20 protein-coding genes are annotated in these 25,960 nt (G+C 67.9%); 11 read left to right on the top strand and 9 right to left on the bottom strand.

Features of this window, described 5'->3' with window-relative positions; translation table 11 throughout:
- The first annotated feature begins 81 nt into the window (after window positions 1-81).
- The 3 genes from IEX49_RS08290 to IEX49_RS08280 are packed head-to-tail and all read left to right on the top strand — an operon-like array spanning window position 82 to window position 4,882.
- Window positions 82-2,430: a transglycosylase domain-containing protein gene (locus IEX49_RS08290; protein ID WP_188805694.1), complete on the top strand. Its 2,349-nt coding sequence runs from the start codon at window positions 82-84 to the stop codon at window positions 2,428-2,430.
- A gap of 19 nt (window positions 2,431-2,449) precedes the next feature.
- A complete protein-coding gene (locus IEX49_RS08285) occupies window positions 2,450-3,676 on the top strand; it encodes a tellurite resistance/C4-dicarboxylate transporter family protein (protein WP_373286707.1) in 1,227 nt (408 codons plus the stop codon).
- Window positions 3,677-3,736: 60 nt separating this feature from the next.
- Entirely contained in the window at window positions 3,737-4,882 is a 1,146-nt protein-coding gene (locus tag IEX49_RS08280; protein ID WP_188805693.1) for an acyl-CoA dehydrogenase family protein, read from the top strand.
- 116 nt (window positions 4,883-4,998) lie between these two features.
- On the opposite strand, the gene IEX49_RS08275 is transcribed toward IEX49_RS08280, so the two are convergent.
- Window positions 4,999-6,873 carry a bifunctional 3'-5' exonuclease/DNA polymerase gene (locus IEX49_RS08275; protein ID WP_188805692.1) on the bottom strand — a complete coding sequence of 625 codons (1,875 nt, stop codon included), beginning with the start codon at window positions 6,871-6,873 and terminating at the stop codon, window positions 4,999-5,001.
- A gap of 98 nt (window positions 6,874-6,971) precedes the next feature.
- Window positions 6,972-8,978 carry a vWA domain-containing protein gene (locus tag IEX49_RS08270; protein ID WP_188805691.1) on the bottom strand — a complete coding sequence of 669 codons (2,007 nt, stop codon included), beginning with the start codon at window positions 8,976-8,978 and terminating at the stop codon, window positions 6,972-6,974.
- 449 nt (window positions 8,979-9,427) lie between these two features.
- Between IEX49_RS08270 and IEX49_RS08265 the strand changes: the two genes are divergently transcribed.
- Window positions 9,428-11,347 (top strand): HNH endonuclease signature motif containing protein, encoded by a 1,920-nt coding sequence (locus tag IEX49_RS08265; RefSeq protein WP_188805690.1) that lies wholly within the window; start codon window positions 9,428-9,430, stop codon window positions 11,345-11,347.
- 35 nt (window positions 11,348-11,382) lie between these two features.
- Here the strand turns inward: IEX49_RS08265 and IEX49_RS08260 are convergent, their stop codons facing one another.
- On the bottom strand, window positions 11,383-12,984 hold the full coding sequence (locus IEX49_RS08260) for a sigma 54-interacting transcriptional regulator (RefSeq protein WP_229672427.1): 1,602 nt from the start codon (window positions 12,982-12,984) through the stop codon (window positions 11,383-11,385).
- 201 nt (window positions 12,985-13,185) lie between these two features.
- Between IEX49_RS08260 and IEX49_RS08255 the strand changes: the two genes are divergently transcribed.
- Window positions 13,186-13,848 (top strand): histidine phosphatase family protein, encoded by a 663-nt coding sequence (locus IEX49_RS08255; protein ID WP_188805689.1) that lies wholly within the window; start codon window positions 13,186-13,188, stop codon window positions 13,846-13,848.
- Window positions 13,849-13,875: 27 nt separating this feature from the next.
- The gene (locus IEX49_RS08250; protein WP_229672426.1) at window positions 13,876-14,658 is read left to right on the top strand and encodes an SCO1664 family protein; all 783 of its coding nucleotides are present in this window, start codon (window positions 13,876-13,878) and stop codon (window positions 14,656-14,658) included.
- Between the two features lie 28 nt (window positions 14,659-14,686).
- Here the strand turns inward: IEX49_RS08250 and IEX49_RS08245 are convergent, their stop codons facing one another.
- Window positions 14,687-15,553, bottom strand: a complete 867-nt coding sequence (locus IEX49_RS08245; protein ID WP_188805688.1) for a SurA N-terminal domain-containing protein — start codon at window positions 15,551-15,553, stop codon at window positions 14,687-14,689.
- A gap of 160 nt (window positions 15,554-15,713) precedes the next feature.
- On the opposite strand from IEX49_RS08245, the gene IEX49_RS08240 reads away from it, so the two are divergent.
- Complete coding sequence (locus tag IEX49_RS08240) at window positions 15,714-16,124, top strand: ArsR/SmtB family transcription factor (RefSeq protein ID WP_188805687.1); 411 nt, start codon at window positions 15,714-15,716, stop codon at window positions 16,122-16,124.
- A gap of 2 nt (window positions 16,125-16,126) precedes the next feature.
- Entirely contained in the window at window positions 16,127-17,101 is a 975-nt protein-coding gene (locus IEX49_RS08235; protein WP_188805686.1) for an SRPBCC family protein, read from the top strand.
- On the opposite strand, the gene IEX49_RS08230 is transcribed toward IEX49_RS08235, so the two are convergent.
- Window positions 17,065-18,960: a BCCT family transporter gene (locus tag IEX49_RS08230; protein ID WP_188805685.1), complete on the bottom strand. Its 1,896-nt coding sequence runs from the start codon at window positions 18,958-18,960 to the stop codon at window positions 17,065-17,067. The two genes, IEX49_RS08235 and IEX49_RS08230, sit on opposite strands and share 37 nt — an antisense overlap.
- 67 nt (window positions 18,961-19,027) lie before the next feature.
- Here IEX49_RS08230 and IEX49_RS08225 point away from each other — a divergent pair, with 67 nt between their 5' ends.
- On the top strand, window positions 19,028-19,840 hold the full coding sequence (locus tag IEX49_RS08225; RefSeq protein WP_188805684.1) for an alpha/beta fold hydrolase: 813 nt from the start codon (window positions 19,028-19,030) through the stop codon (window positions 19,838-19,840).
- 107 nt (window positions 19,841-19,947) lie between these two features.
- Here IEX49_RS08225 and IEX49_RS08220 read toward each other — a convergent pair whose 3' ends face one another.
- Both IEX49_RS08220 and IEX49_RS08215 read right to left on the bottom strand, forming a co-directional pair.
- Entirely contained in the window at window positions 19,948-20,883 is a 936-nt protein-coding gene (locus IEX49_RS08220) for a macrolide 2'-phosphotransferase (RefSeq protein ID WP_188805683.1), read from the bottom strand.
- A gap of 129 nt (window positions 20,884-21,012) precedes the next feature.
- Entirely contained in the window at window positions 21,013-21,861 is an 849-nt protein-coding gene (locus IEX49_RS08215; RefSeq protein ID WP_188805682.1) for a patatin-like phospholipase family protein, read from the bottom strand.
- A 239-nt stretch (window positions 21,862-22,100) separates the two neighbouring features.
- On the opposite strand from IEX49_RS08215, the gene IEX49_RS08210 reads away from it, so the two are divergent.
- The gene (locus IEX49_RS08210; RefSeq protein ID WP_188805681.1) at window positions 22,101-22,550 is read left to right on the top strand and encodes a VOC family protein; all 450 of its coding nucleotides are present in this window, start codon (window positions 22,101-22,103) and stop codon (window positions 22,548-22,550) included.
- A gap of 14 nt (window positions 22,551-22,564) precedes the next feature.
- Here IEX49_RS08210 and IEX49_RS08205 read toward each other — a convergent pair whose 3' ends face one another.
- The gene (locus tag IEX49_RS08205) at window positions 22,565-23,638 is read right to left on the bottom strand and encodes a DUF808 domain-containing protein (protein ID WP_188805680.1); all 1,074 of its coding nucleotides are present in this window, start codon (window positions 23,636-23,638) and stop codon (window positions 22,565-22,567) included.
- A gap of 381 nt (window positions 23,639-24,019) precedes the next feature.
- Window positions 24,020-24,994: a diaminopimelate dehydrogenase gene (locus IEX49_RS08200; RefSeq protein WP_373286700.1), complete on the bottom strand. Its 975-nt coding sequence runs from the start codon at window positions 24,992-24,994 to the stop codon at window positions 24,020-24,022.
- A gap of 381 nt (window positions 24,995-25,375) precedes the next feature.
- Between IEX49_RS08200 and IEX49_RS08195 the strand changes: the two genes are divergently transcribed.
- Window positions 25,376-25,933, top strand: coding sequence for a PACE efflux transporter (locus IEX49_RS08195; protein WP_229672424.1), 558 nt, complete (start codon window positions 25,376-25,378; stop codon window positions 25,931-25,933).
- The last annotated feature ends 27 nt before the right edge of the window (window positions 25,934-25,960 follow it).

The raw sequence follows: 25,960 nt of genomic DNA, 5'->3' as shown, positions 1-25,960 counted from the left end.
TGACGCGGTGCGCGCTCGGACACCGGGACCGCCCGCCGAACGCCAAGGTTTCGTTCAGAAAACCCTGACAACGTGACTCAAATGAGTTTTGTCCGCAGAGCCACGTCCACCACGCTCGGCAAGATCCTCGCGTTTTTCGGGGTGAGCGCGCTCGCCGGACTCCTCGTGGCGGGGCTGTTCCTGCCGCTGGCCGTCACCGGCGGGGCCACGGCGTCCACGGGTTCGGACATGATCGAGCAGTTCCCTGCGGAGCTGCGGGAGGAGCCCGTCAGCGTGCCGTCCCGCATCCTCGCGGAGGACGGCACGGAGCTGGCCACGTTCTATGCGGAGAACCGCCAGCCGGTCGGGCTGGACCAGATCAGCCAGAACATGCAGGACGCGATCATCGCGATCGAGGACGAGCGCTTCTACGAGCACGGCGGGGTGGACCCGCAGGGCATCGGCCGCGCTCTGGTCACCAATGCCTCCTCGGGGTCCCAGCAGGGTGCCTCCACCATCACGCAGCAGTACGTGAACAACATGCTCATCAATGCGGACATGCTCCGGGGGGAGGAGCGGCTGACCATCTCCGGCACGAAGACGTATGCGGACAAGCTCAAGGAGATGAAGCTGGCGGTCTCGGTGGAGCAGGAGATGTCCAAGGAGGACATCCTCGAGGGATATCTCAACATCGTGCTGTTCGGCGGCCGCAACTACGGCGTGGAGGCGGCCGCACAGTACTACTGGGGCATTCCCGCCGCAGAGTTGGACATCGCCCAGGCGGCCACCCTCGCCGGGGTGGTGAAGTCCCCGAACGGCTACAACCCGGAGACGAATCCCGAGGCATCCGTGGAGCGGCGCAACATCGTGCTGAACTCCATGCTGTCCCAGGGGAAGATCACCGAGCAGGAGCACGAGGAGGCCACCAACGCGGAGCTCGGCCTGGACATCCACCAGGAGGCCACGGGCTGCATCTCCGCCTCCCAGGCCCCCTACTTCTGCGACTACGTTCACCGCGAGATCCTCGCGAGCGAGGCCTTCGGACCGGACGTCGAGTCCCGCGAGCAGCTGCTGAACCGCGGCGGCCTGGAGATCACCACCACGCTGGACTCCGGCCTGCAGGACCAGGCCCAGCAATCCGTGGAGAAGACCGCCCCCGCCGGGGACGCCTCGGGTGCGGGTGCCTCCCTCGTGACGGTGGAGCCGGGGACCGGCAACATCAAAGCGATGGCACAGAACACCAACTACTCGCCGGAGGAGAGCGAGGGCGCCGGCAACACCGTGCTGAACTTCAACGTGGACGCGGCCCAGGGTGGCGGCAACGGCTTCCAGGGCGGCTCCTCGCTCAAACCCTATGTGGCGGCGTCCTGGCTGGAGAGCGGCCGGTCGATGTATGACATCGTGGATGCCTCCCAGGACCACTGGCCGGCGGGTTCGGAATTCCAAGCCTCCTGCCTGGAGGGCGGGTCCACCGCCATCTCGGAGGACTGGAAGGTCAACAACGTCATCGACAACATGAAGCGGGAGATGACGGCGGACTTCGGCCTCTACTGGTCCACCAACACCGTCATGGTCAACATGGCGGAGGAGCTGGACCTGTGTGACATCACGGACGTCACCACGCGCCTCGGCGTGCACCGCGCGGACGACGGCCAGCCCCTGAATCCCGCAAACCCGTCCTTCATCCTCGGTTCAGAGGAATTCGCGCCCATGACCCAGGCCGCCGCCTATGCGGCCTTCGCGAATGACGGCCAGTACTGCGCCCCGCGCTCCCTGGTCTCCGTCAAGGACACCAACGGCAAGGAGTACGACGTCGGCGCACCGGAATGCGACCAGGCGCTCGATCCCGAGGTGGTCGCCCAGCTGAACGAGACGCTCACCAACATCGCCCAGCGCACCGCGGACGAGACCGGCCAGACCGAGACGGTCGAGCAGGCTCCGATGGGTGGCAAGACCGGCACCAACAACGCACAGTCCTCCACCTGGTACATCGGGTACACCTCCGGGCTGTCCACGGCCAGCTGGGTGGGGCGCTACCAGGACCTGAAGTCCCTGGCCGGCGTTCCCGTCAACGGGCAGCGCCACGAGGACTTCTGGGGCAGCACGCTCGCGGCACCCCAGTGGTTCGACTACATGGGCGAGACGGCGGAGCGGTTCCCGGCCGAGGAGTTCCGGGCGGCCCAGGACTCACCGATCCAGAACCCGGGATCCCGTGACCGCTACCAGATGGGCGGAGACGGCACCGAACCGGGCAACGAACCCGAGCGGCCCGGCGATGCCGCTGATGGGACTCCGGACAACCCCGATGCGGACTCACCCTCCGGTCCCGCGCCCAGCGGGTCGGCCTCGGACCCGACGCCCTCCGAGTCCGGATCCCCGGGTCAGGCTCCCTCGGAGTCCGGATCGCCGAGTCCGGCGCCGTCGGGTTCCGGTGCGCCCGCGGCGCCGTAGGCCCGGGGCGTGCGGCTGACTGACGGACGGCGGCCCTCTCAGACGGCCTAGCATCGACAGGGTTACCACCACGACGCCGGTACCGTCCCGCAGGCGACTGACCCCCGAGCACCTGTCCCCGGGCTACTTCGCCTTCGTCATGGGCACCGGCATCCTGTCGATCGGTGCGTCCCAGCGGGGCTGGGACGGGCTCGCCCGCGCGCTGCTGGTGCTGGCCGGCGTCGGGCTGGTGCTTCTGGTGGTCCTGAACGCGTGGCGGTTCCTGGGCTATCGGGACGCACTGAAACGGGACCTGCACGACTCGGCGCAGGCCTTCCTGGTCTTCACCTTCGTGGCCGCCGTCAACGTCGTGGCCACCGCGCTCGCCGGTTTCGGGGCCTTGGGAGTGGCCGCCGTGCTGCTGGCGATCGGGGCCGTCAGCTGGTTGATCCTGGGCTACTCGATTCCGTGGGCGGCCGTGCTGGGCCGGTCGGTCCGGCCAGTCACCGCCGCGGCGAATGGAACCTGGTTCATCTGGGTGGTGGCCAGCCAGTCCGTGGCCGTCCTGGCCGCGACGCTGGAACCCCGGTTGACGGCGGCCCGGAGTGGCCTGTCCATCCTCGCGGTCTTCGCCTGGTCCGTTGGGCTGGTGCTGTATGCGGCCGTGGCCATCCTCGTGGTGTACCGGATGCTGGCCTTCCGGCTCGGCCCGGAGGACTTCACACCGCCCTACTGGGTGTCCATGGGAGCGCTGGCCATCACGATCGTGGCCGGATCCCGGATCGTCGAGATGCAGAGCACGCCCATGGTGGACGCGGTCCGCGGGCTCGTGGCGGGGGTGGCCGTGGTGCTGTGGTGCTTCGCCACCTGGCTCATCCCGGCCCTCGTGGCGGCCGGCATCTGGCGCCACCGGGTGAAGAGGGTGCCGTTGGTGTACGACCCGACGTGGTGGAGCATCGTCTTCCCTCTGGGGATGTACGCGGTGGCCGGGATGTACCTCGGCCGGGCGGATGCGCTGCCGATCGTCGCGTGGATCGGAGAGCAGTGGATCTGGGTCGGGCTGGTTGCGTGGACGGTGACGACGGTCGCGATGGTGTGGTCCTGGTTCTCCGGCGGCCGGGGCCATGGGGTGGATCCCGGCCGGGACCACCGCGGTCCGGACCAGCGCGGTCCGGACCATCGCGGTCCGGACCATCGCAGTCCGGGCCAGCCAGACCCGGACCGCCCCAGCCTGGACCACCCGAGGATGCCAGGTCTCGAAACCTAAGCTACTCATGAGTAGTATCTTGGTATCACACCCAGTCGCCACCGCTCCGGGAGGATCACCGTGCGCCGCCGCATATTCGAGACCGAACATGAAGACTTCCGTGATGCCGTAGCCGAGTTCGTCAGCCGCCAGGTCACCCCGAACATCGAGGCCTGGGCCGAGGCCAAGGGCCTGCCGCGGGAGTTCTGGCTCCAGGCCGGCCAGCAGGGCCTGCTCGGACTGGAGGTCCCGGAGGAGTTCGGTGGCGGCTATCCGCAGGACTACCGCTTCAACGCCGTGGTCTTCGAGGAACTGGCCAGGGCCAGCTTCGCGATCTCCTCCTGCGTGGGCATCGACGCGGACATCGTCCCGCCCTACATCGTGGACCTCGGCACACCCGAGCAGCACGCCCGGTGGCTGCCCGGAGTGGCGGAGGGCTCCACCGTCACCGCCATCGCCATGACCGAGCCGTCCGGCGGCTCCGACCTGGCCAACCTCAAGACCACCGCGGTGCGCGATGGCGACGAGTGGATCGTCAACGGTTCCAAGACCTTCATCACCAACGGCTACTCCGCAGACCTGGTGGTGGTCGCTGCCCGTACCAGCCCGGAGAAGAAGGCCAAGGGCATCACCCTGTTCGGCGTGGAGACCGGGATGGCAGGCTTCGAGCGGGGCCGCAAGCTGGACAAGGTCGGCCAGCCTGAATCGGACACCGCCGAACTGTTCTTCACGGATGTCCGCGTTCCGGCCGAGAACATCATCGGCCAGGTGGACACCGGATTCATCCAGATGATGAAGAACCTCCCGCAGGAACGGCTCGGAGCCGCCGTCTACGGGCTCGCCCACGCCCGTCAGATCCTGGACGAGACCATCGGCTACGCGAAGGAGCGCAAGGCCTTCGGGCAGTCGATCGGCGCCTTCCAGCACAACAAGTTCCTGCTGGCCGAGCTCGTGACCAAGGTCGAGGTCACCCAGGCCTTCCTCGACGACGCCATCATGGCCCACACCGCCGGCGAGCTCTCTGCCGTGGATGCGGCCAAGGCCAAGTACTGGGCCTCGGACGTGCAGAACGAGGTCATCGACCACTGCGTTCAGCTGTATGGCGGTTACGGCTACATGAACGAGTACCGGGTGGCCCGCGCCTGGAAGGATGCCCGCGTCAACAAGATCTGGGCCGGCTCCAACGAGATCATGAAGGAGCTCATCGGGCGCGATCTCGGGCTCTGAACCGAGGGCCTCGTTCGGAGATTCGGACATCGGGTTCTCCTGCCGCGGGCACATCGGGCACATCGGGCACATTGCCCGCATTGCCCGCACCGGGCGCTTCCGGCGTACCGGGCGCGTCAGTGGGCCGCGGCGTAGGACTCGGCAGCGGAGATCGAGAGCGGGAACTCCACCGGGGCTACCCCGAACAGCAGCCGCCCAGCGGCCTGGGCCGCTTCCGTGACGATCTGATGCACGGTGGGCGCCTCCTCGGCGGGGCCGTGCAGGACCACCTCATCGTGGACAAAGAACACCAGGCGGGTCTGCATCGGGACTCCGTCAGCGCCGCCGACGCGCAACCGCCGGCGGATCTCACCCATCCAACACAGGGCCCATTCTGCAGCGGTGCCCTGGATGACGAAGTTGCGGGTGAACCGGCCGGCCGACCGTCGCACGGTCCGGGCCCGCGCCTCCGCCTCGGCCGTGGACACGTTGCCGGTGACCTCCAGCCACTCCGGTGCAGCCGGCGGGGAGGTTCGCCCCAGCCAGGTGGAGACCTGTCCGCCTTCCTCGCCGCGCCGCGCCGCGCGCTCCAGCAAGCCGATGGCCTCGGGGAACAACCGGCGCAGGTGGGGCATCAGCGCCGCTGAATCACCCGTCGTCGCGCCATACATGGCACCCAGCAGCGCGACCTTCGCCCGGGAGCGCTCGCCGAGCTCGGAGCCGGCGCGCCGGCCCTGCTCGGCGACGGCCAGGTAGAGGTCGTGACCGGAGCCGGCCTCGGCCAAGGCGCGGTCCCCGGACATCGCGGCGAGGATGCGCGGCTCTACCTGGGATGCGTCGGCCACCGTGAGCAGATGCCCCGGATCGGCTCGGACAGCGTCCCGGACCGCGGCCGGGATCTGCATGGCGCCCCCGCCGTGGGCGGCCCACCGGCCCGTCACCACCCCGCCGACGGAATAGGCCGGATGGAAACGGCCGTCCCGCACCCACTCGTCCAGCCAATGCCACCCGTTGGCCGTCCACAGCCGGTACAGACGCTTGTACTCCAGAACGCCGGAGATCAACCCGGCCCGCCGCTGCGAGTCGGCGCCGCCCTCAGCGGCCCAGCCCTTCAGGTCCCAGGCGCGGGTTGACGCCACCCGGATGCCGGCGAGGTTGAGCCCGCGCAACAGGTCCTGGGGTGAATCCGGATTGAGGCCGGGCACTCCGAGGGTGACGGCGATGTCCTCCGCGAGCTCTTGCAGGAGTCGGGGGCGTTGTCCCTCCGCGGGACGCGGTCCCAGCACCTCGGCGAGCATCCGCTCGTGGAGGTCCCGGCGCCAGGGCAGACCCTCGTGCAGGATCTCCGCCGCGATGAGGGCGCCTTGGGACTCGGCGGCCAACAGCAACTTGAGCCGATGGCGGTGTCGAGATCCCGACACCGCGTCCAGCTGGGCCACCAGTTCGTTCGCCAGCTCGGGCGTGGTGGGGGTGTCATGCCCTCGGCGGTTGGTCGGGGGCAGATCGAAGAACGTTCCCTGATCCACCCGTGCGGCTGGAGGCTCTGTTGCCCACGGCTCGGGTTCCAGTACGGGGACGGGGACGGTGGGGGAGTAGGGGGTGCCGGTGGGGGTGGTGCCGGTGGGGGTGCCGACGGTGGTGCCGGCGGGGCCGGTGGAGGTGTTGGTGGCTGCGGTCGTCAGGATGCGCTGGCACAGACTCAGGTCCCAGCATCGGCCGATCTCCACGCCTGCCTCGAGCAGCGGCCGGTAGTCCCTCGTCACTGAGGCGAACACCCAGCGCACGGCCTCGGGGTTCACTCCGAGCCGACCGGGCAGTACGCGCACCAGATCGGGCAGCGCGGCGGCGGTGACCGGCGAGAGGGACTCGATCCGGCCGTCGTCGACCAGCACTGGCAGCCACTGACCGGAGTGCCCGGGTCGCTCGGGCCGGCGGTCCTGCCCCGATGGGCCGGATGGCCCGGAGCTCGAGCCGGGTGCCGGTTCAGGGGCCGGGCCCAGGACGATGTGCATCCATCCATTCAACCCGATCCGGGCCAAGATGACTCCAGGTGCCCCTGGACACAGGCGGACGCGCTGGGGGCCGGCGCCAGCCAGTTGGTTTCAGTCCGTCAGTCCGGACCGAGGCGGTCCGAAGGGTGCGAGCGCGAGCGGAGGAACTCGCCCACGACGGCGGCGCCCAGGTCATCCGCGTCCGGTGCCACCACGCGGCCGTCCACCCGGCGGGCCATGGCGGCGAGGAAGTCCACCAACCCCGGGTCGGATCCCAGCCGGAAGAACGTGGTCTCAGCACCGAGCCGGCCGACGCGGTCGAGTTCGGCGATGGTGGCGCGCAGAGTTTCGCGGTCGGGCGGATAGGAGAACCACGCCTCGGGGCCGGCCCCGCCGTGGTGCAGGAGATGCGCGGTCGGTTCGCCGTCGGTGACGATGAGCAGCACCGGCTGCAGGGTGGGGTGCTGGCGGAAGAAGCGGGTGGCGAGCATCAGCCCGTGGTGCAGGTTGGTGCCCTGTTCGCGCATGGGCGGCAGGGCGGTGAGCTCGTCGATGTCCACTCGCTGGGCGTAGCGGCCGAATTGCACGAGTTGCAGCTGGTCGCCGCGGAACCGGGTCGCGACGAGGTGGTGCAGGGCCAGCGCGGTGCGTTTCATGGGCACCCAGCGTCCCTCGGCCGCCATGGAGAACGAGGTGTCCACCAGGAGCGCCACGGCGGCCTGGATGCGGGCCTCGGTCTCCTGGACCTCGACGTCGGCCACCTCGATCCGCAGGCCGGTCCGGGGATTCCTACCCTCGGCGACCGTGCGGCTGATCGCGTTCGTGATGGTCTGGGTGACGTCCCAGGGCTCGACATCCCCGTACTGCCACGCCCGGCTCGACCCGGTGAGTTCGCCGGCAGCCCCGGCCAGTCGGGTATCCCGCTGGCCCTGCCGGCCCGAGAGGCGGCCGGCGGCGTCCTTGAGGAGGGATGTGCCGAGCTTGCGCACGGCCTTCGGAGAGAGCCTCAAGTCACCGTCGGTGCCACGTTGCAGCAGGCCGCTGTCCCTGAGGGCCTTCTCAAGTCGTTCGAGGGTCCTGGCGTCGGCGGCGGCCTCGTTCCCGAGCTGGCGGGACAGCCGGTCCACATCCACATCTGACAGGGTGGAACCGGGAGAGGATTGGGAGAGCTGGTCGCTGAGCTGATCGAGTTCGGCCAGGTCTTGGAAGACCCCGGTGCCGTCTCCGAGGCCGAGCCCCTGGTCGCCGTCGAACTGTTCGGAACCGGCCCAGTCCTCGCCGGGGCGCAGGCCTTGGAGATTGGCGTCGAGACGATTCAGCTGGTCCAGGAGGTCCGCCGAGCCGAAGGCCTGTGCGGACAGGGCCATCAGTTCTTCACGCTGTTCCGGGGACATGGAGCGGAGCATGCGCTGGGCTGCAGCGGAGCGCTCGGCGAGGGTATCGATCAGCTCGTCAATGTCTTTCGGGTCTTCGGGGAACTGGTCACCGTGCTGGGCCATGAAGTTCTGGAAGTCCTCGGGGGTGTCCTCGCCGCGGGCATGCTTGTCCAGCAGATCGTTGAGGTCCCGGAGCATGGCGGCGATCGCCGTCCGATCCTGCTCGGTGGCGTTTTCCAGCGCGCTCTTCATGCCGGCGAACCGCTGGTCGAGCAGCTCGCGGCCGAGCAGGTCCTTGATCTCCTCGAAGGCGCGGCGCGCGGTGTCCGACTGCCAGTCATAATCGGCCAATTCCGTGACGGCGGCGGCAGTGGAGGCAGGGAGGTTCTGCAACTGCATCTCCCGGAATGCCCGGTCGGTGTCGTCCATCCGGATGTCGCGGGCCAGCTGTTTGCGCTCCTCGAGCACGGCCTCGTCCAGCAGTTTCTTCGCCTCCTGGAGGGTGCCGTCCAGGCGGTGACGGCTGAGCAGGTCCCGGCGCTTCTGCTGGACGCGGCCGGCGAGTTCGTCCAGACCGGCCATCGTCCGTCCGCCGCGGCGCAAGAACTCGCGCAGGGCCTGCGCGGGGGAGTATCCGGCCATGACGTCATCGGCCACGGCGTCGAGTGCCTCGGAGAGGTCGATCGGCGGTGCGAGTGGATCGGGGCCGCCGTCGTAGCGGCCATAACGCGAGGACTGGTGGTGTCTCACAGTGACTCCTTCCCCTGACGAGGGGCCTCAGCCTTCCACCGCCACTCTACGTCTTCCCGACGCCGGTGCCACTAGGTTCTCCGGGCCCGTCTTCCCGACGCCGGTGCCACTAGGTTCTCCGGGGCTGTCATCTTCCCGACGCCGGCACCATCAGGTTCTCCGATTCCGTCGCGGTGGTCTGGGGGGGGTGCCCTGGGTCGCCGGCAGCTCACCGCTGTCCTGCGCGGCGCGCGGCGCCAGCCGCCTGCACAGGAATCCCATGCTCGGAGTGTCGTCCCCAAGCCAAGGAGGAGGCCTCTTATCATGTCCGTCCCGTGTGTTCGAATATGTGTACTAGTCAATCCAGTGGGCATCGATCGGCGGCCTCTCAACTGTCGAATAGCCGGCGTCTTCGGGCATGACATGGATGGGCAGTGCCGGTACGAGGGGGAATGGGGTGAAGGACAGTGTTGATCGATAAGGATGAGGCGTCCGCTCTGGACCTGCCTGAACTCCTGGCGGCAGCCCGCGTGCTGGTGGCGGAGGTGGCGGCACGGGCCGCTGATCCCGACCTGTTGGGGGACCTCGACCGCTTCGCTGAGGAGCCGGAGGTCGATCGGTCCGCGCAGTGGGGACTCTATGTCCATGGTGCCCACGAGGCACCCGGTGAGACGGCGGCCGGTCCTGGTGCTGACATCCCTCCAAGCCAGGCTTCGGCGGCGTCCTTGCCCATCGTCCTGGCTCAGGTGGAGGAACTGTCCCGGTGGCTCGACTCGGCTCGAACCGGATTGGCGGGGCATACGGATCGGATCTTCGACCTCCACACCACTCGGCGTGAGGTGTTGGGGATACCGGAGGGTAAGACTGCATACCGCAATGGCGCGGACTATCTCCGGCAGACCTTGCGGATCCACCGAGTCGAGGCGAAGAAGAGAGTGGCGCGGGCGCAGTGCGTGCTGGCCAGCCATGACCCGACCAGCTTGCAGCCCGATGCCGTGATCGCTCCGAAAATGCCAGAGCTGGCTCGGGCCGTGGCCGAGGCAACCATGGATTCGGCTTCGGTGGACACCGTGGCGGCAACCCTGGCTGAGGCTGCCCGGGATGCTGGGCTGGCCGGTGCGGATGCAGACATCGTCCACGGCCTGGTCACGGAGGGGGAGCGGATCCTCGTCGGACATGCCTGCCAGTCGGATCCTGAAACCGTGAAGAAGGTCTGCTCGCACTGGCGCCAGCGCTTCGATGCGCTGGTCAACCCGGATGGCCTGGAGCCGACGGACGCCCAGGCCAACGCAGCTCAAGGGTTGTTCTACCAGGGTAGAGGCCAAGCCAACCTGCATCGGTGGCTGCTGATGGCTACGGATCTCCAGCATGAGGTCCTGCAGACCATCGCCGCCGATGCCAGCAACCCGCGCAAGGACCCGCGCAAGGACCCGCGCAAGGACGAGGGCATGGCCGACCGCACGAGTACAGAAATCGACTCCGGTGCGTTGACTGCGTACGAGAGTGGAACGGCGACTGGAAGCGCGGATGACTCGGGAATCGAGACCGCTGCGGAGCCCTGGGCCGGCCAGGTCCGAGAGATGTCGGCCCTGGATCCACGCAGTCCGGCGCAGAAACGGCTCGATGGTCTGGTGAGTGCGCTGACCGGCGCATTGGCCCTCACCTCGACGCAGTCACCGTGGTCGAGGGATGGGTCAGTGGGCGCTGTGGGAACCGACGGGCCGGACGCTGGCGGTGGGTCACGGCCCCAGGTGCTGGTGACGATCGACTACCAGACCCTGGCCGGACAGTTCCGGGAGCGCCAAGCCACCGTTTCGCCGGAAGCCACCGGTCATCTGCTCTCCCAGGCTGCCTATACCGGGCCGGTGAGTCCGGCCAGGATCCGGCAGCTGGCCTGTGACAGTGACCTGATACCGATCGTGCTCGGCGGCAAGGGTGAGGTGCTGGACGTGGGACGCTCCCAACGGCTCTTCACGCGCAAGCTCAGACGGGCGATCACGGCCCGGGACGGCGGCTGCGCGGCACCGGACTGTTCCATCTATGCCCCGTGGTGCGAAGCGCACCACATCCAGCACTGGGAACACGGCGGTCCCACGAGTGTGGACAACGGAGTCCTGCTCTGTTCGCATCACCACCATGCCGTGCATGCCGGATCCTGGGAGATCCAGGTCGTCGACGGGATTCCGTGGTTCATTCCGGCTCGCTATCACGACCCCACCCAGACGCCGCGTCGCAATCACTATTGGCGGACGGGCTCCAGTAACTCCACCACGACGAATGGTGACAGACCTTCAAACAAGGATGACGGTAACGGCCACGGTTGCGGTGCGCGCGACGACAGCCACGACGTCGATGGCGAGGACGAAGCAGACCAGCAGGGTGCGGCGTGATCCGGTTCGCTGCGGTGGGGTGGCCAACGGCACCCTTATCCGTAGATGGTCTGTCCGTCGTCAGACTCCTTGGAGAGTTCGCGAGCCAGGTACAGGCCCTCGAGAGCCAGCTCGATGGCGCCGGCCCGATGCCCGAGGGCCTGCCCGGCGGACGCATCCGGTGTCTGTCCTCCAGTGTTGTGTCCTGCTGTGAGGTCTCCTGCTGTGGGTCCTCCTTCTGGGAGGCCTCCAGCCGTGGGGCCTCCTGCTGTGGGGCCTCCTCTGGAGTCTGTCTGCAGGGTGGAAACTGGGGCGGCCGGGGCGCGCAGCCGTCGGTCGATCTCGTCGTACAAGGTCGGGTCCTCGAGTTCCGGCAGATCGGCCAGGAACTCGGCCGCAGTGACGCGTTCTCCGGTAGTGGTGGTGCGGTGCCCGTCGAAGGCGTCGACCAGCGGTGCGAAGTCGAGGCCGGCGAAATGCTCCCGCACGGCCTGGGCGGTCGCGGTCCGCAACAGGTGTTCGAGGATCTCGTCCTCCCGGCCCTCCTCACCCGACTCGAACTCGATCTTGCCACCGAGTACTTCCGCCGCGGATTCCAGGTCCACGAGTCGCGCCACCGGTTCGTCGCCTCGAACGGTCGCCCGATGGCGGGCTGCGGCGGCGACGGTCTCGGCACCGGCAATGGCGAAACGAGCAGAGACTCCCGAGGACTGATTGACAGCGCTCGAGGAACGCAAGGCACGGGTGAACCTGGCCAAGATCTCCAGGACCACGTCCGGGACCTCCGCGGTCAGCCGTGCCTCCTGCCGGATCACCGCGATCTCGTGGGCCAGCTCACGGGGGTAATGAGTGCGGATCTCCGCTCCGAAGCGGTCCTTGAGCGGAGTGATGATGCGGCCACGGTTGGTGTAGTCCTCCGGGTTGGCGGAGGCGACCACCAACACATCCAGGGGCAGACGCAGCACGTAACCCCGGATCTGGATGTCCCGTTCCTCCATGACGTTCAGGAGGGCCACCTGAATCCGTTCGGCCAGGTCCGGCAACTCGTTGAGAGCGACGATCCCACGATTGGACCGGGGAACCAGGCCATAGTGGATCGTCTCCGGGTCGCCCAGGCGGCGGCCTTCGGCCACGCGCATCGGATCCACGTCGCCGATCAGATCGGCCACGGAGGTGTCCGGCGTCGAGAGTTTCTCCACATACCGCTCCGAACGGTGCCTCCACGCCACGGGCAACCGGCCGCCGTCGCGCGCGGCCCGTGCCCCGCTCTCAGAGGTGAGCGGCTCATAGGGGTGCTCGTTGAGTTCGGACCCGGCGATCACCGGCGACCATTCGTCGAGCAATCCGCTCAGGGTTCGCAGCAGCCGGGTCTTGCCCTGGCCTCGTTCACCCAGCAGGACGACGTCGTGCCCGGCGATCAGTGCCCTCTCCAGCTGCGGAATGACCGTGCGGTCGAAGCCATGTAATCCGGGCCACGGGTTCCGACCGGCGGCCAGGGCTGCCAGGAGGTTGGCGCGGATCTCCTCCCGCAGGGACCGCTGTTCGTGGCCGGCGGCGCGCAATTCGGCGAGGGTGCCGATGGAGGGTGGGGCCGTCTCGGGCGAGGTGGCCGACGGCGAAAGGACCGTGGGCGGCGTGGGATCAGGAACAGTGGCCATGATGCTCACGCTATCGGCGGCGGCCCGGCGCGTACAGAGACCCAGATCGTCCCCAGAGTCACATCATGGGCTGGCTTGAATCGCGTCAGGACCCGCTGCGGAGCAGCCAGGACCCGCTTCGGACCAGGGCCCATGGAGAGGATGTGGACGGATGGGGTCCACATCGTGACTGTTCCCGGTCGCCCGCTTAGGCTGGCCGGGATGCCACGAGACGAGACGCCGTCCTCCCCACCAGAGTCCCCGACCACCCTGATCCTGCTGGTGCGGCACGGTCAGACACCGACCACCGGGAGGGTGCTGCCAGGCCGTGCGCCCGGCTTGCACCTCTCAGAGGCCGGGGTGGAGCAGGCCCGTCGGGTTGCCGAGCGGCTCGCGGTGCTGCCGATTGCCGCGATCTATGCCTCACCCCTGGAGCGAACCCTCGAAACGGCGCTCCCGACGTCGGCCCGGACCAGGGTGCCCCTTCTCGAGGACGATGGCCTGCTGGAGGGGGACTTCGGCACCTGGACGGGGGCCGAGCTCGCCGACCTGTACCGCAAGCCCGAATGGAAGACCGTTCAGCAACGCCCCTCGGCCTTCAGGTTCCCCGATGGGGAGAGCTTCGTGGAGATCCGGGACCGCATGACGGCCACCCTGGAGCGGCTACGGCACGCCCATGACGGTGGGACGGTCGTCTGTTTCTCCCACGCGGACCCCATTCGAGTGGCCGTTTCCGACGCCATGGGCACGCCGCTGGACCGATTCCAACGATTGAGTATCGGCCCCTGCTCGGTCTCCGCGCTGTCCTACCAGGACGGACGCGATCCTGTGGTGCTCACCGTCAACTCGACGCAGGACACCCTGGCTCAGCTCAGGGCGTCGTAGGCGTCCGGCCTGGGGAGGGAGCGAGCCATGGGCGAGATGGACCGGCCGGATGGAAAGCGTGACGCACGATGCGCTGACCGAGACCTCGATCTGCTCGAACGGGGCTCGATCCGGCCCCTCGGCCAGTTGGCCCACAGCAGTAACGAGACGTTTCTCGTCGAGGTGGTCAATGGCCCCGACCAGACTGGTACCTCACCCGTAACGCAGCGGTTGTGGGCGATCTACAAGCCGGAGTGGGGCGAAAGGCCGCTGAGGGACTTTCCGCCCGGGCTGTACCGCCGTGAGCGTGCCGCCTTCCTGCTCAGCGAGTCGCTGGGGTGGGGTGTGGTCCCGCCGACCGTCATCCGGGAGGAAGGACCCTTCGGGGTCGGCTCGTTGCAGCTGTTCATCGAACACGACCCGGCCGAACACTACTTCACACTGGTCGACACACTGATCGACGGCGATCCCGCCCACCTCGACGAGCTGCGGCGCCTGGCCGTCTTCGATGTCGTGGCCAACAACACCGACCGGAAGGCCGGGCATGTCCTGCACGGCACGGACGGTCGTCTGTGGGGAATCGACCACGGGCTCTGTTTTGCCGCACCGTTCAAGTTGCGCACCGTGATCTGGGATTTCGCCGGGGAACGGATCGACGCCGGCCTCTTGGCCGACGTCGCCCCGCTCGCCGATGAGGTGCCTGCGGCACTGGCCGAACACCTCACGTGGTTCGAGGCAGCGGCACTCCAGCAGCGGGTGCAGCACCTGCTCGAGGAGCAGGTGCTCCCGGAGGATCCCACCGGCATGAGGTTCCCGTGGCCGCTGGTGTGAAGCGAGCCCCGTAGCGGGGTGAGTCGGACTAGAGCTTCACCTCGACGTCAGCTCCCTCGCGGAGCTCCTGCATCTTCTGGGTCAGGGCCTCATTCTCCTTCTGGGACTTGACCTGCTCCTGCAGCTGAGGCTTGAGTTCCTCGAAGGACGGGGTCTCAGGCTGGGCGCTTTCGCCGTCCTCCGCAGGGGCGCTCGCGCCTCCCTGGGCCTCGGACTGGGCTGCGATCGAGGAGTCGTAGAGCTCCTTGAGTTCCTCGTCAGAAGGGTCCGGGATGTCCATCTCCTCGATGGACTTGTCCAGCATCAGCTGCTTCTGGGCGTCAGTGCGGACCTGGTCCTCGGGGTAGCCCTGTTCCTCGAACGTGGCCATCAGCTCGTCCACAGAGGCCAAGTCACTGGACTTCGCGGTCTCCTCCAGGAAGGCGTTGACGTCCTCCTCGTTGGCCGAGTGGCCTTGCTCCGCTGCGTCCTGAACCAACAGCTCCGTGCCCACCAGGGACTCGGCCAGCTGCTTCTTCATCTCGTCCTGGTTCATCTCCTGGCCGGACATCTGCGACTGCATGGCCATCTGCTGGAACTGTGCCTGATACGCCGCGGTGAATTCCTCCCCGGTGATCTCCTCGCCGTTGACCGTGGCCACGACGTCAGGGACATTCTCGACGTCCGGTTCCGGCATGGACGGCTGGGCATCCTCGGGTGCCGCTTGGGCACCTTCGGAAGCCGGCTGGGAGGCGCCAGCGCTGGCACCCTGGCTGCCGTCAGCCTCGGCGGAGCTCCCGGCATCGCCGCCGCCGCCACACGCGGCGAGACCGAACAGGGAACCGACCAGGGCGACGCTGGTCAGGAGCTTCTTGCTCGTGCTGATTCGTGCACTGGATCGCGTGGTGAGTGGCACTGCGAATACCGTCCTTTCGATGGTGGCCTAGGCAACCTAGCAAGCGAGTCTGGGAAATGCGGTCAGGTGGTGACCAGCCCGCGTTCAGGTGCACCAGCGATGTGAACAGCGGCAAGAAACCTCTTGACGCGGCCAGCTCAGCTCACTAATGTACAACCACATGGTTGTACATAGAGCAGCCGACGCCACGTCTGGAACTGAGGTTCCCTGGAGGCAACTGGGCGACGACGAGGTGGACCGGATCTTCCAGGCCCTCGCCGACTCGACCCGCAGGGACATCTTGAGCCGGACCCTCACGGAGCCGCTGTCCGTCTCCGTGCTGGCCGATGACTACGACATGTCGTTCGCGGCCGTCCAGAAGCACGTTTCCGTCCTCGAATCGGCGGGTCTCGTGAAGAAGAACAAGAAGGGCCGCGAGCGGCTCGTCAGCGGAGATCCGGAGACCGTCCGGAAAGCCCAACAGTTGCTGGACCGCTATGAACAGCTGTGGCGCCAACGGATCGGACGCCTGGATGCCCTGCTGTCGGACGAATCGGGCCCGGAACCAGATAGCCCCATCGGAAAGGCATGACCATGCCCGTCACCAACGTTTCCAAAGACCCCCAGGCCATGACGATGACCATCGTGGCCGACTTTCCCGTCCCCGTGCGCCGGCTCTGGGACGCCTACGCCGATCCCCGCCAGCTCGAGAAGTTCTGGGGACCTGTGGGCTGGCCGGCCACCTTCACCCGGCACGACATGTATCCGGGTGGTGAATCGCAGTACTACATGACCGGTCCGGACGGTGAGAGACCAGCCGCCTGGTTCGAGTTCATCGCCGTCACCGAGGGGCAGTCCTTCGAGGTCCTGGACGGTTTCAGCAAGGAAGACGGAAGCCGGGACCTCGAATCACCGGTCATGCGCATGGTGTTCGCCTTCGAGGAGACCACGGAGGGCTCCCGGTTGGTGCACACCACCCACTTCAACTCCGCCGCTGAGCTGGAGCAGATCCTCGAGATGGGCATGGAAGAGGGCACGCTCTCGGCCATGAGCCAGATCGATGCCGTGGTGGCGGACCTGCAGTCCTTCGCCGCCGGCCAGGCCGTGACAACCCAGCTCATCGGGGAACATCAGGTCCGGCTGAGCAGGGTCATCCGAGGCACCCTCGACGAGGTGTGGAAGGCCCACCACGATCCTGAGTTGCTCCGCCGGTGGCAACTCGGACCGGAGGGCTGGACCATGCCGGTGTGCGAGGTCGGCACAGCGGTGGGGGAGACCTACCGCTATGAATGGGAGCGCGAGGGCGGTCAGGACCGCTTCGGATTCACCGGCACGGTCCTCGAGATCGAGGCACCGCACCGGTCGGTCACCACCGAGGCCATGATCGGCCAGGAGGAGACCGCCACGACCAACGAGCTGACGCTCACCCCGGTCGACGGCGGCACCCTTCTGTCCCTCCTCGTCACCTATCCGGACGCGGCACTACGGGAAACCATCCTCGCCACCGGCATGGCCGATGGGATGGAGACCAGCTATGCGCGGCTGGAGTCCGAGGTGTTGTCCGGCTGAGAGGTGTCGTCCCGGTTGGCCTCTCCTGCCGTGCCGGCCGCCCGGCGGACACGCCGCCCGGTGTGCGGACCGACGCGTTGGTGGATCTCCTTCTGCCGTTCGCGGCTGAGGGAGGACCACCACGTGTTGGCCGAGACGGGGCCAGAGTCCACGGCGTCGTCGTCGCTCTCCAAACCGAATCGGTCGGAGATGTCCGCCAGGAACGCCATCCGGCGAATGGCCTCGGTCCGCTGGACGTTGACGTGCAGCGCCTTGAAGACGGCGATGCACATCAGGACCATGAGGATCGTGAACGGCAGGCCGATGGTGATGGCCAGTGTCTGGATGGCGGACAGTCCGCCGGCCAGCAGCAGGGCGGCGGCCATCACGGCGGTGGCCACGGCGAACATCACGCGGATGCGGTTCGGGGGCTCAGGGTTGCCGCCCGTGGCGATCATGGCCATCACGAGTGAGCCGGAGTCGGACGAGGTGATGAAGAAGATCGCCGAGAGCAGGATCGCGCCGACCACCAGGACGGCGCCGCCCGGCAGCTGCTCCAGGACCTGGAAGAGCGCCGAGTTGACGTCCACGGAGCCGTCGGCCGCAACCACCGAGGTGTACCAATCGGGCCTGGTGTTCTCGTAGAAGATGGCGGTGCCGCCCAGGACGCCGAACCAGACCACGGAGATCAGGGTGGGCACCAGGATGACCCCCAGCAGATACTCACGAACCGTGCGGCCGCGGGAGATGCGCGCAATGAAGACGCCCACGAACGGAGTCCAGGACATCCACCAGGCCCAGTAGAAGGTGGACCAGCTGGCCTGCCACGCATCTCCCTCTGCGCCGTAGAAGGCGGAGGAATTGAGGGAGTTGCCGATGAAGTTCTGCAGGTAGTGGCCGAAGGTCTGGACCATCTCCTTGGCCAGGTACTGGGTGGGGCCCACGATGAGCAGGAACAGCACCAGGCCGGCGGCGATGATCATATTGGTGTTGGACAGCCACTTCATCCCGCGGTTCACGCCCGACACCACGGACCAGATGACGAAGCCGGTGACGACGGCGATCATGGCGTACTCGACCCAGAGGTCGCCTTCGCCGACGAGTCCCATGGAACGCAGACCCGCGGCCATCTGGGTGACGCCGAGTCCGAGCGAGGTGGCCACGCCGAAGACGGTGCCGATCAAGGCAAAGCTGTCGATGGCGTGGCCCCATCCGCCCCGGGTCGCCTTCTCGCCGATCAGTGGCTCGACGGCCCAGCGCATGGACAGAGGCCGTCCACGCCGGTGGATGGCGTGCGCGATGGCGAGCCCGACGACGGCGTAGATGGCCCAGGGCTGCAGGCCCCAGTGCAGGTAGGTCAGCGCGAGGGCGTCCTCGGCCATGGCACCCGTCGAGGGATCAGTGGCCTCCAGGCCAGGCCGGGGCGTGGCGAAGTGGATGAGCGGTTCGGTCATGCCGTAGAACACGAGACCGATGCCCATGCCGGCCGCGAAGAGCAGGGCCAGCCAGGACAGGGTCGAGAACTCGGGTTCGTGCTCGGGCCGGCCGAGCTTGATGTTGCCCTTGCGGGAGAACCCGAGATAGACGCAGAACACCACGAATCCGAAGGCCAGGATCAGATACCACCAGCTGAAGTTGCTGATGACGGTCTGCTGGACGGCAGAGATCCCGGACTCCATGGCCTCGGGGAAGGCAATCGTCACACCGACGAACAGCACGATGATGATCAGCGTGGGCCAGAGGACCCACGGGATGAGCCGGGTGCTGTACTGATTCCCGGTGCCGGCGTCACTGCCCGTGGGAGGTTTCTCGGTCGTGTTCTCGGTCGTGTTCTCGCTCGTGCCCGGCGGATTTCCGCCGGCGGATTCGATGGATGACATGGTCTCCACCCTAAACCGGCCGGTAACGAGGATCCTATTGAAGGGCCCACCGGGCTAGGCTCGGACCGTGTCTGACCTTCCTGCAAGCACCCTGCACACCAGTCGCATCGGCGATGCCGAGACCGCCGGGGACAGCATCGTCTTCCTGCACGGACTGTTCGGCCGCGGCAAGAACTTCACCCGGATCGCCAAAGACCTGGCGCCGGAGTACCTCAGTCTGCTGGTGGACCTGCCCAACCACGGTGAGTCCGCCTGGACCGACGTGGTCGACTACCGGCAGATGGCCGATTCCGTGGCCGAAACCCTGAGGGCCGGCGTCGCCGCAGACGGGCCCGTGGCCGTCGTCGGGCATTCCCTGGGCGGAAAGGTGGCCATGGTGCTGGCACTGCGGCACCCGGAGCTGGTCTCCCGGCTCATCGTGGTGGACATCGCGCCCACGCAGGCCGGGGGAGCGGAGGGCGAGTTCGCACACCTGCTGGACAGCCTGGCCGCCGTGGACCTGAGTGCCATCGAACGCCGGTCCGAGGCCGACGAGGCGCTCAAGGATCCCATCCCCTGGGACACCACCCGGCTGTTCCTGCTGCAGAACCTGCGCAGCGGGCCGGACGGCTACACGTGGGAGCCGAACCTGGAACTGCTGCGCACGAGCCTGGACGCCATCGGCGGCTTCCCGGACACCGGCCCGGCCACGTTCGATCGCCCCGTGCTGTGGGTGGCCGGCGGCCGCTCGGACTACGTCCGCGATGAGCACACGGCAACCATGCGGGCCCTGTTCCCCAAGACCCACAAGGTCACGATCCGCGAGGCGGGGCACTGGGTGCATTCCCAAGCACCCGAGAAGTTCGTCGAGGTCCTCCGCGGCTTCCTGGAACACAGCTGAGTATCCGACTGTGCGCTCGACGCCGGCCCCTGGCCGCCGTCTGCGCGTCCACCTGCGCGGCCATTTACACCTGCACCGCCCTGTCCACCAGCACGGCCACGTGAATCTCAGCCTGCGGCAGCATCCGGATTGAGCTGGGCCTGCGCCGCCTGCCGGTGCTCGGCCACACCGGACTGCAGGGCGAACAATCCATAGGCCACCGGGCCGGCCGCCATGATCTCTGCGCCATGTTCACCCAGCCGGGGCCAGATGCGCCCACCGCGGCGGACGTACTCATCCAGCGTGGCGGCGAACTCCTCCGGTGGCACCACGGCATGGTGGATCGCGAAGTCCTTGGCGGGGTCGCCCACGGACGCCGTCGTCCAATCCAGCACCGCGGTGATCTCCTCATCCACCACGAGGGTGTGGGCCGGGTACACCTCCCCGTGGGTGACGACCGAGAATTCCGGCCAGAAACTGTCCTCCGCCAGCCACGCAGACCAGCGGTCCTGCAGTGCGGTGGACACCTCGAACTCGGCACCCACCTGCGCGATGTCCTGCGCCCACTGGGTCCTCACCTGATCCGGATCGCGGACCTCGACGCCGGCCGCGGCGGCTTCTGCGGGATCGATCGCATGCAGTTCGGCCAAGAACGCCCCGAGGGACCGGGCATACCGCTCGGAGGTGACATCGAGATGCCAGACGGGGGCGCCGTCGGGGTCCAGGGTGAGTCCTGGATCCCCCGGGAGGGCTGGATAGGCGATGAGGTCGGTGGCCTGGACGCGCCACTGGGGAACAGCCACGGACAGCTGCGGTCCGACCAGGTCCAGGAGCCGGGACTCGACCTCGGCTCGCTTCAGGGCATCCGGGCGGCGCGGGACCCGGAGGACCCAGCGTTCCCCGGCGGAGTCGTTCGGACTGGTGGCGCTGGAGGATGCCGTGGTGGCCAGCGCCACGCGGAAGTCGAGGCCCATCTCGTTGATGGACAGCGTGGACGGGTCGAGATCGAGGCCATGGGTTGCCGCGAGGTCCAGCAGTGGTGTGGTGAGGTCAGGACTGCGCATCCCTCCACGGTGGCATCCCCTGCCCGTCCTGTCACGGCCCTGGGCGAGTTCGGCGGAGACAGAGAGGGAGACGGGGAGGAAGGCGGGGAGGAAGACGGAGGACGAGACCGGGACAGGTGGTGGGGACGTCTAGGCCGGGTGCATGCCGGCGATCCGGTCGAGTTCCACGGAGGTCGCCTGGTAGGCCAGTTCGGCCCGCTCCGCGGTGTGTTCGAGGGACATCAGCGCCTTGAGGCCGCGGACCTTGGGCTTGCCGCCCGTGGGCAGCACGTAGACGGTGACCCCCTCGGGGACATGCTCCAGGGCGTGGGTGAAGCTGTGCCGGCGGGTGATGTCCACGTAGACGTTGAGCGTCTCCACCATGGAGGTGGGGACCGTCATCTGATGGTCGAGCTGGCCGGCCTGGAGCACGTAGATCGTCGTGGCCCCACGGCGGACGGCCTGGCCCAGGGGCACCGAGGCGACCAGGCCGCCGTCGAAGTAGTGCTCGTGATCGATGACGGCGGGCGGCAGGAGGCCCGGCACCGTGGCGGAGGCGACGACGGCGGGCACCAGCGGTCCCGTGTCGAAGGAGCGCTCCGCCGCCCGCTCGATCGAGGTGGCCACCGTGACGAAGGGCAGGTCGAGGTCCTCGATCTGGGTGCGGGGCGGGAAATGCATGGAGATCAGGTCGACGAGGGGCCTGGCGGACAGCGTGTAGGTGCGGCCACGGATCACCCGGCCGGCCTGGCGGGTCCAGGCCTGGCCGAAGACGGCACGGGCCTCGTCCGTCTGCCACATCTGCAGCATCTCGTGGGCGACGTCCGGGTGCGGGTCGCGGGCCACGACGGCGCCATTGATGGCCCCGACCGAGGTGCCGACGACCAGATCCGGGGTGATGCCACGCTCGAACAAGGCTCTCAGCTGCCCCACATGCACGGCGCCGCGAACACCTCCGCCCGCAAAGACGAAGGCGGTCCCCGACGACGTCGCTCTCACGCTTCGACTGTATTCCGGCCGTCCGGACAGTCCAAGGCCCCGGTCTCGAGCCGCGGGTCACGTTGAGGTGTCCGTCCGGCTGCGCAGGATCGGAGGTGCGGCCCTCTCGCCGAGGGAACATGCTGGTGTCACAACCTGCACCAACTCGGGGGTGGGCGCGACACCGCCTCAAGAACGACACCGCCCCAAGAACCACACCGCTCAGACAACGACATCGCCTCAAGAACCAGGAGCACTCCATGAGCACCTCCCTCGCCACCTACATCTCCCTGCCCGGTACCACCGCTGAGGCCTTCGAGCACTGGCACGAGGTCTTCGGGGGTGAGCTGAACCTGATGCGCTATGGAGACACCCCCATGGAGGGCATGCCGTTCGAGCCGGATCCCCAGGCCGTGGCCCACGTGGCGCTCTCCCTGCCCGGCGGGGAGCTGACCGGCGGTGACGTCATGGATGACAAGGACTATCCGATCCGGGACACGGCCTACTCCCTGCTCTACACGGTGGAGAGCCCGGAGCTGGCCCGAGAGCTGATCGACAAGCTGATCTCCGGCGGCGGGTCAGAGAACATGCCGTTCGAGAAGGCCCCCTGGGGTGATTGGTACGGCCAGGTCTTCGACCGCTTCGGCGTGATGTGGGCCTTCTCTGTTGAGTCCGGCGAATCCGGCGAATCCGGCAAAGCGACCGGCTAGTCCGGCTAGACCGGCTAGACCGGCGGCTCGGACTCCGGGCCGTGAACCGGACCCGAGCCCTGCGCTGTAGACCGGCGGCCCGGGCGGTGACCGGCCACAGCGGCCCGGAGGGAGCCCTCCTCGTGGCCGGCATCCTCCCCGGCTTCGGAGGACTTGCCGATGGGCAGCAGCCGGAGCAGGGGATGCAGCACGGCCATGACAACCAGTCCCCAGATCAACCCGATGATGGCCGAGCACAGCGTGTTGACCAGCCAGCCGAGGAACGCGCCCACGGCAGGCAGCGCGGCCACGGGGGCTTCGAGTGCATGGACGAGGTCGTACGGGGCGTGCAGCCCCAGCTCTGCCGACTGTTGCAGCAGGATGTGCCCGCCGACCCATAGCATCGCGATGGTCCCGATGAACGTGATGCCGGCCAGGACCTTCGGCATGGCCTTGACGAGCACCTCGCCGAACCGCCGGGTTCCGGGGCCCTCCTTCTGCGCGAGGTGCAGGCCGACGTCGTCCATCTTGACGATCAGCGCGACGGCGCCGTACACGAGCACGGTGATCGCCACCGCCACCACGACCAGGATGAGGGCGCGGAACCAGATGCTCTCGTCGGCGACCTCGTTCATGGAGATGACCATGATCTCGCAGGAGAGGATGAAATCGGTGGTGATGGCCCCCTTGATCACCTTGTCCTCGGCCTCGGGGCCCTTCTCCGTGGCCGGGGTCTGCTTCTCGGCATGGTGGCCGCGGAGCTTGTGCCAGACTTTCTCGGCGCCCTCGTAGCAGAGGTACGTGCCGCCCAGGATGAGGATCCAGGGGATGATCCACGGGATGAACGCGCTGACCAGCAGAAGCGCCGGCAGGATGATCAGGAGCTTGTTCCGCAGCGAGCCCCAGAAGATCCTCTTGATCATCGGCAGCTCACGGGACGGGTCCGCCCCGGACATGTACTGCGGGGTGACGGCCGCGTCGTCGATCACCACGCCCACGGCCTTGGAGCCGGCCTTCGCGGCCCCGGCGGCGATGTCATCCACCGAGGCCGCCGCGATGCGGGCGAGGGCGGCGACGTCGTCCAGGAGGGCGACCAGACCGCCGCTCACCGGGTGCCCCGTGACTGGCTGCCCCGTGACTGGGTGTCCCGTGACTGAGCGTCCCGCGACTGAACGCGCCGCGCGGATCGCACTGCGGAGGGGTCCGGTGGCGTCGGGTGCGCCGGGTGCGCCGGGTGCGCCGGGTGCGTCGGGGGCACAGCGGCTACCGAGGTGGGCGGGGTCTCGCGGTCATCTCGCGTGATCGGCATGCTCAGAGCATACGACGACGGCGGCGCGCCGGCCCATGACAGGGCCGGCGGCGCTCCGGTCACCTGGCTCGGTCGACGCCGTTCGATCAGCGCGTTCGATCAGTGCGTTTCGATCAGTGCGTTTCGATCAGCGCGTTCGGCCGACGCCGTTCGGCCGACGCCGTTCGGTCAACTCGTTCCGTCACACATCCCGGCGGATGAGTTCCTCCAGGGCGACGGGGGAGAGCAGGTACGGGGCGACCTCCAGCACGGTGAACGCTCCGGTCTTCCCCTCGGCCTTGAGGCGGGCGGCGGCCCGGCCGTAGGCGACCTGGGAGGCGGCGGTGAAGTCGGGGTTGGACTCCAGCTCGAGGACGAACTCGACCGAGCTGCGCGAACCGCCCAGGTCGCCGGAGGTGACCACGTGGCCGCCGTGGGGCATGCCCTGGTGGTCGCGCTCGAAGACCTCATCGGAGATGAAGTGCACGGTGGTGTCATAGGGGGCGAAGTAGTCCGGCATGGTCGTGATCGCCTCCCGGATGGCGGCGTGGTCGGCCTCGTCGGCCACCACGTAGCACTCGCGGACGTGCGCGGAGGTGGCGCTGATCTCGGCGCCGCGGCCGGCCTTGGCCTCCACGATGGCCTCCTCGTTGGGAATCGTGTACTGGACGCCCCGCCGCACCCCGGGTACCCGGCGGACAGCGTCGGAGTGGCCCTGGGAGAGTCCCTTGCCCCAAAAGGTGTTCTGCTGCGCGTCGGGGAAGAGGGCGGATGCCAGGGTGCGGTTCAGGGAGAACAGGCCCGGATCCCACCCGGTGGAGATCATGGCGACGTTCCCGCCCTGACGCGCTGCGGCGTCCATCGTGGCGTAGTGGTCCGGGATCAGATGGTGGTTGTCATAGGTGTCCACCGTGGTGAAGTGACGAGCGTAGCCGGGTGCCTGCTCCGGGATGTCGGTGGCGCTGCCCAGGCAGAGGAACAGCACGTCGATGTCCTGCGCATGATCTGCTGCCGAGGCAGCCGGGAACACCGGGGTGTCCGTGCCCAGCTCAGAACGTCGGGAGAAGATCCCCACCAGATCCATATCCGGCTGGGCGCGGATCAGCTTCTCCACGCTCTTGCCGAGGTTTCCATATCCGACGATGGCGGCCCGGATGGTCATGGGTGAGCTCGACATGGGTGGGAGCCTCTTTCTGTTCAGCTGGGTACAGGAGCGTTCAGGTGTGTCTGTTCAAGCCTGTTGGTGTCTGTCCTCATCGTAGGTGTTGACCCGGGCCCAGGACCCGAGCGGCGGGGACTACGGCCAACGAGCCGTGACAGGGAGTGACAGAGAGAGACAGAGAGAGACAGGGAATAGCCGCGTCGGACCAGGGGTTCAAGCTTGGTAGAATCACCACACGGCGTCACGGGACCACCGGTCCCCATCGATCCGCATCCGGTCAACTCGGGTTTTCCCCGGGCCTGCCGGTCGATCGGTCCACGACGCCGAGCATCCGCTTCCATGGACGCGAAACCGGTCGAGGACTTCCCATGGACACATCTTGGAGGTCATTTCGCCATGTCCGGTTCTGTGCCCCACTCCACGAGCGAGCCCACGGTCGAGCCCACCGGCCCCACTACCCCCACGTCAGACGCCATCCAACGTGACGTGCCGATGGCCCCCGGCGGCCGCCGTGCCCTGATCGGTCGCCGCGTCTTCCCGACGCCGGCCGTTCGCCGCGTGGTCTACGCCGTCGTCTTCGAGGCGCTCGCCATCGGCTTCACCACGGTCATCCTCGCGCTGATGGGCAACCCGGCCGGCGCCAGCGCCGCCGTCGGGGTGTTGTCCTCCGTGGTGGCGCTGATCTGGAACATGGTGTTCAACACGCTCTTCGAGCGCTGGGAGCGGCGCTCCGGCCACACCGGCCGGCCCCTGCGGATCCGCCTGCTGCACACGCTGCTGTTCGAGCTCGGCCTTGTGATCGTCCTGGTGCCGGCCGTCGCGCTGCTGTTGCAGGTCAGCCTGTGGGAGGCCTTCCTCTACGAGGCGGCCCTGATCATCTTCTTCCTCATCTACAACGCGGTCTACGCCTGGCTCTTCGACCGCGTGTTCGGGCTGCCCGACTCCGCCCAGTAGCGGTGAGTCAGTAGCGGTCAGCCAGCA

Source organism: Citricoccus zhacaiensis (assembly GCF_014645315.1).
GTDB classification, from domain to species: Bacteria; Actinomycetota; Actinomycetes; order Actinomycetales; family Micrococcaceae; genus Citricoccus; species Citricoccus zhacaiensis.
This window is presented reverse-complemented; position numbering and strand designations above follow the sequence as displayed.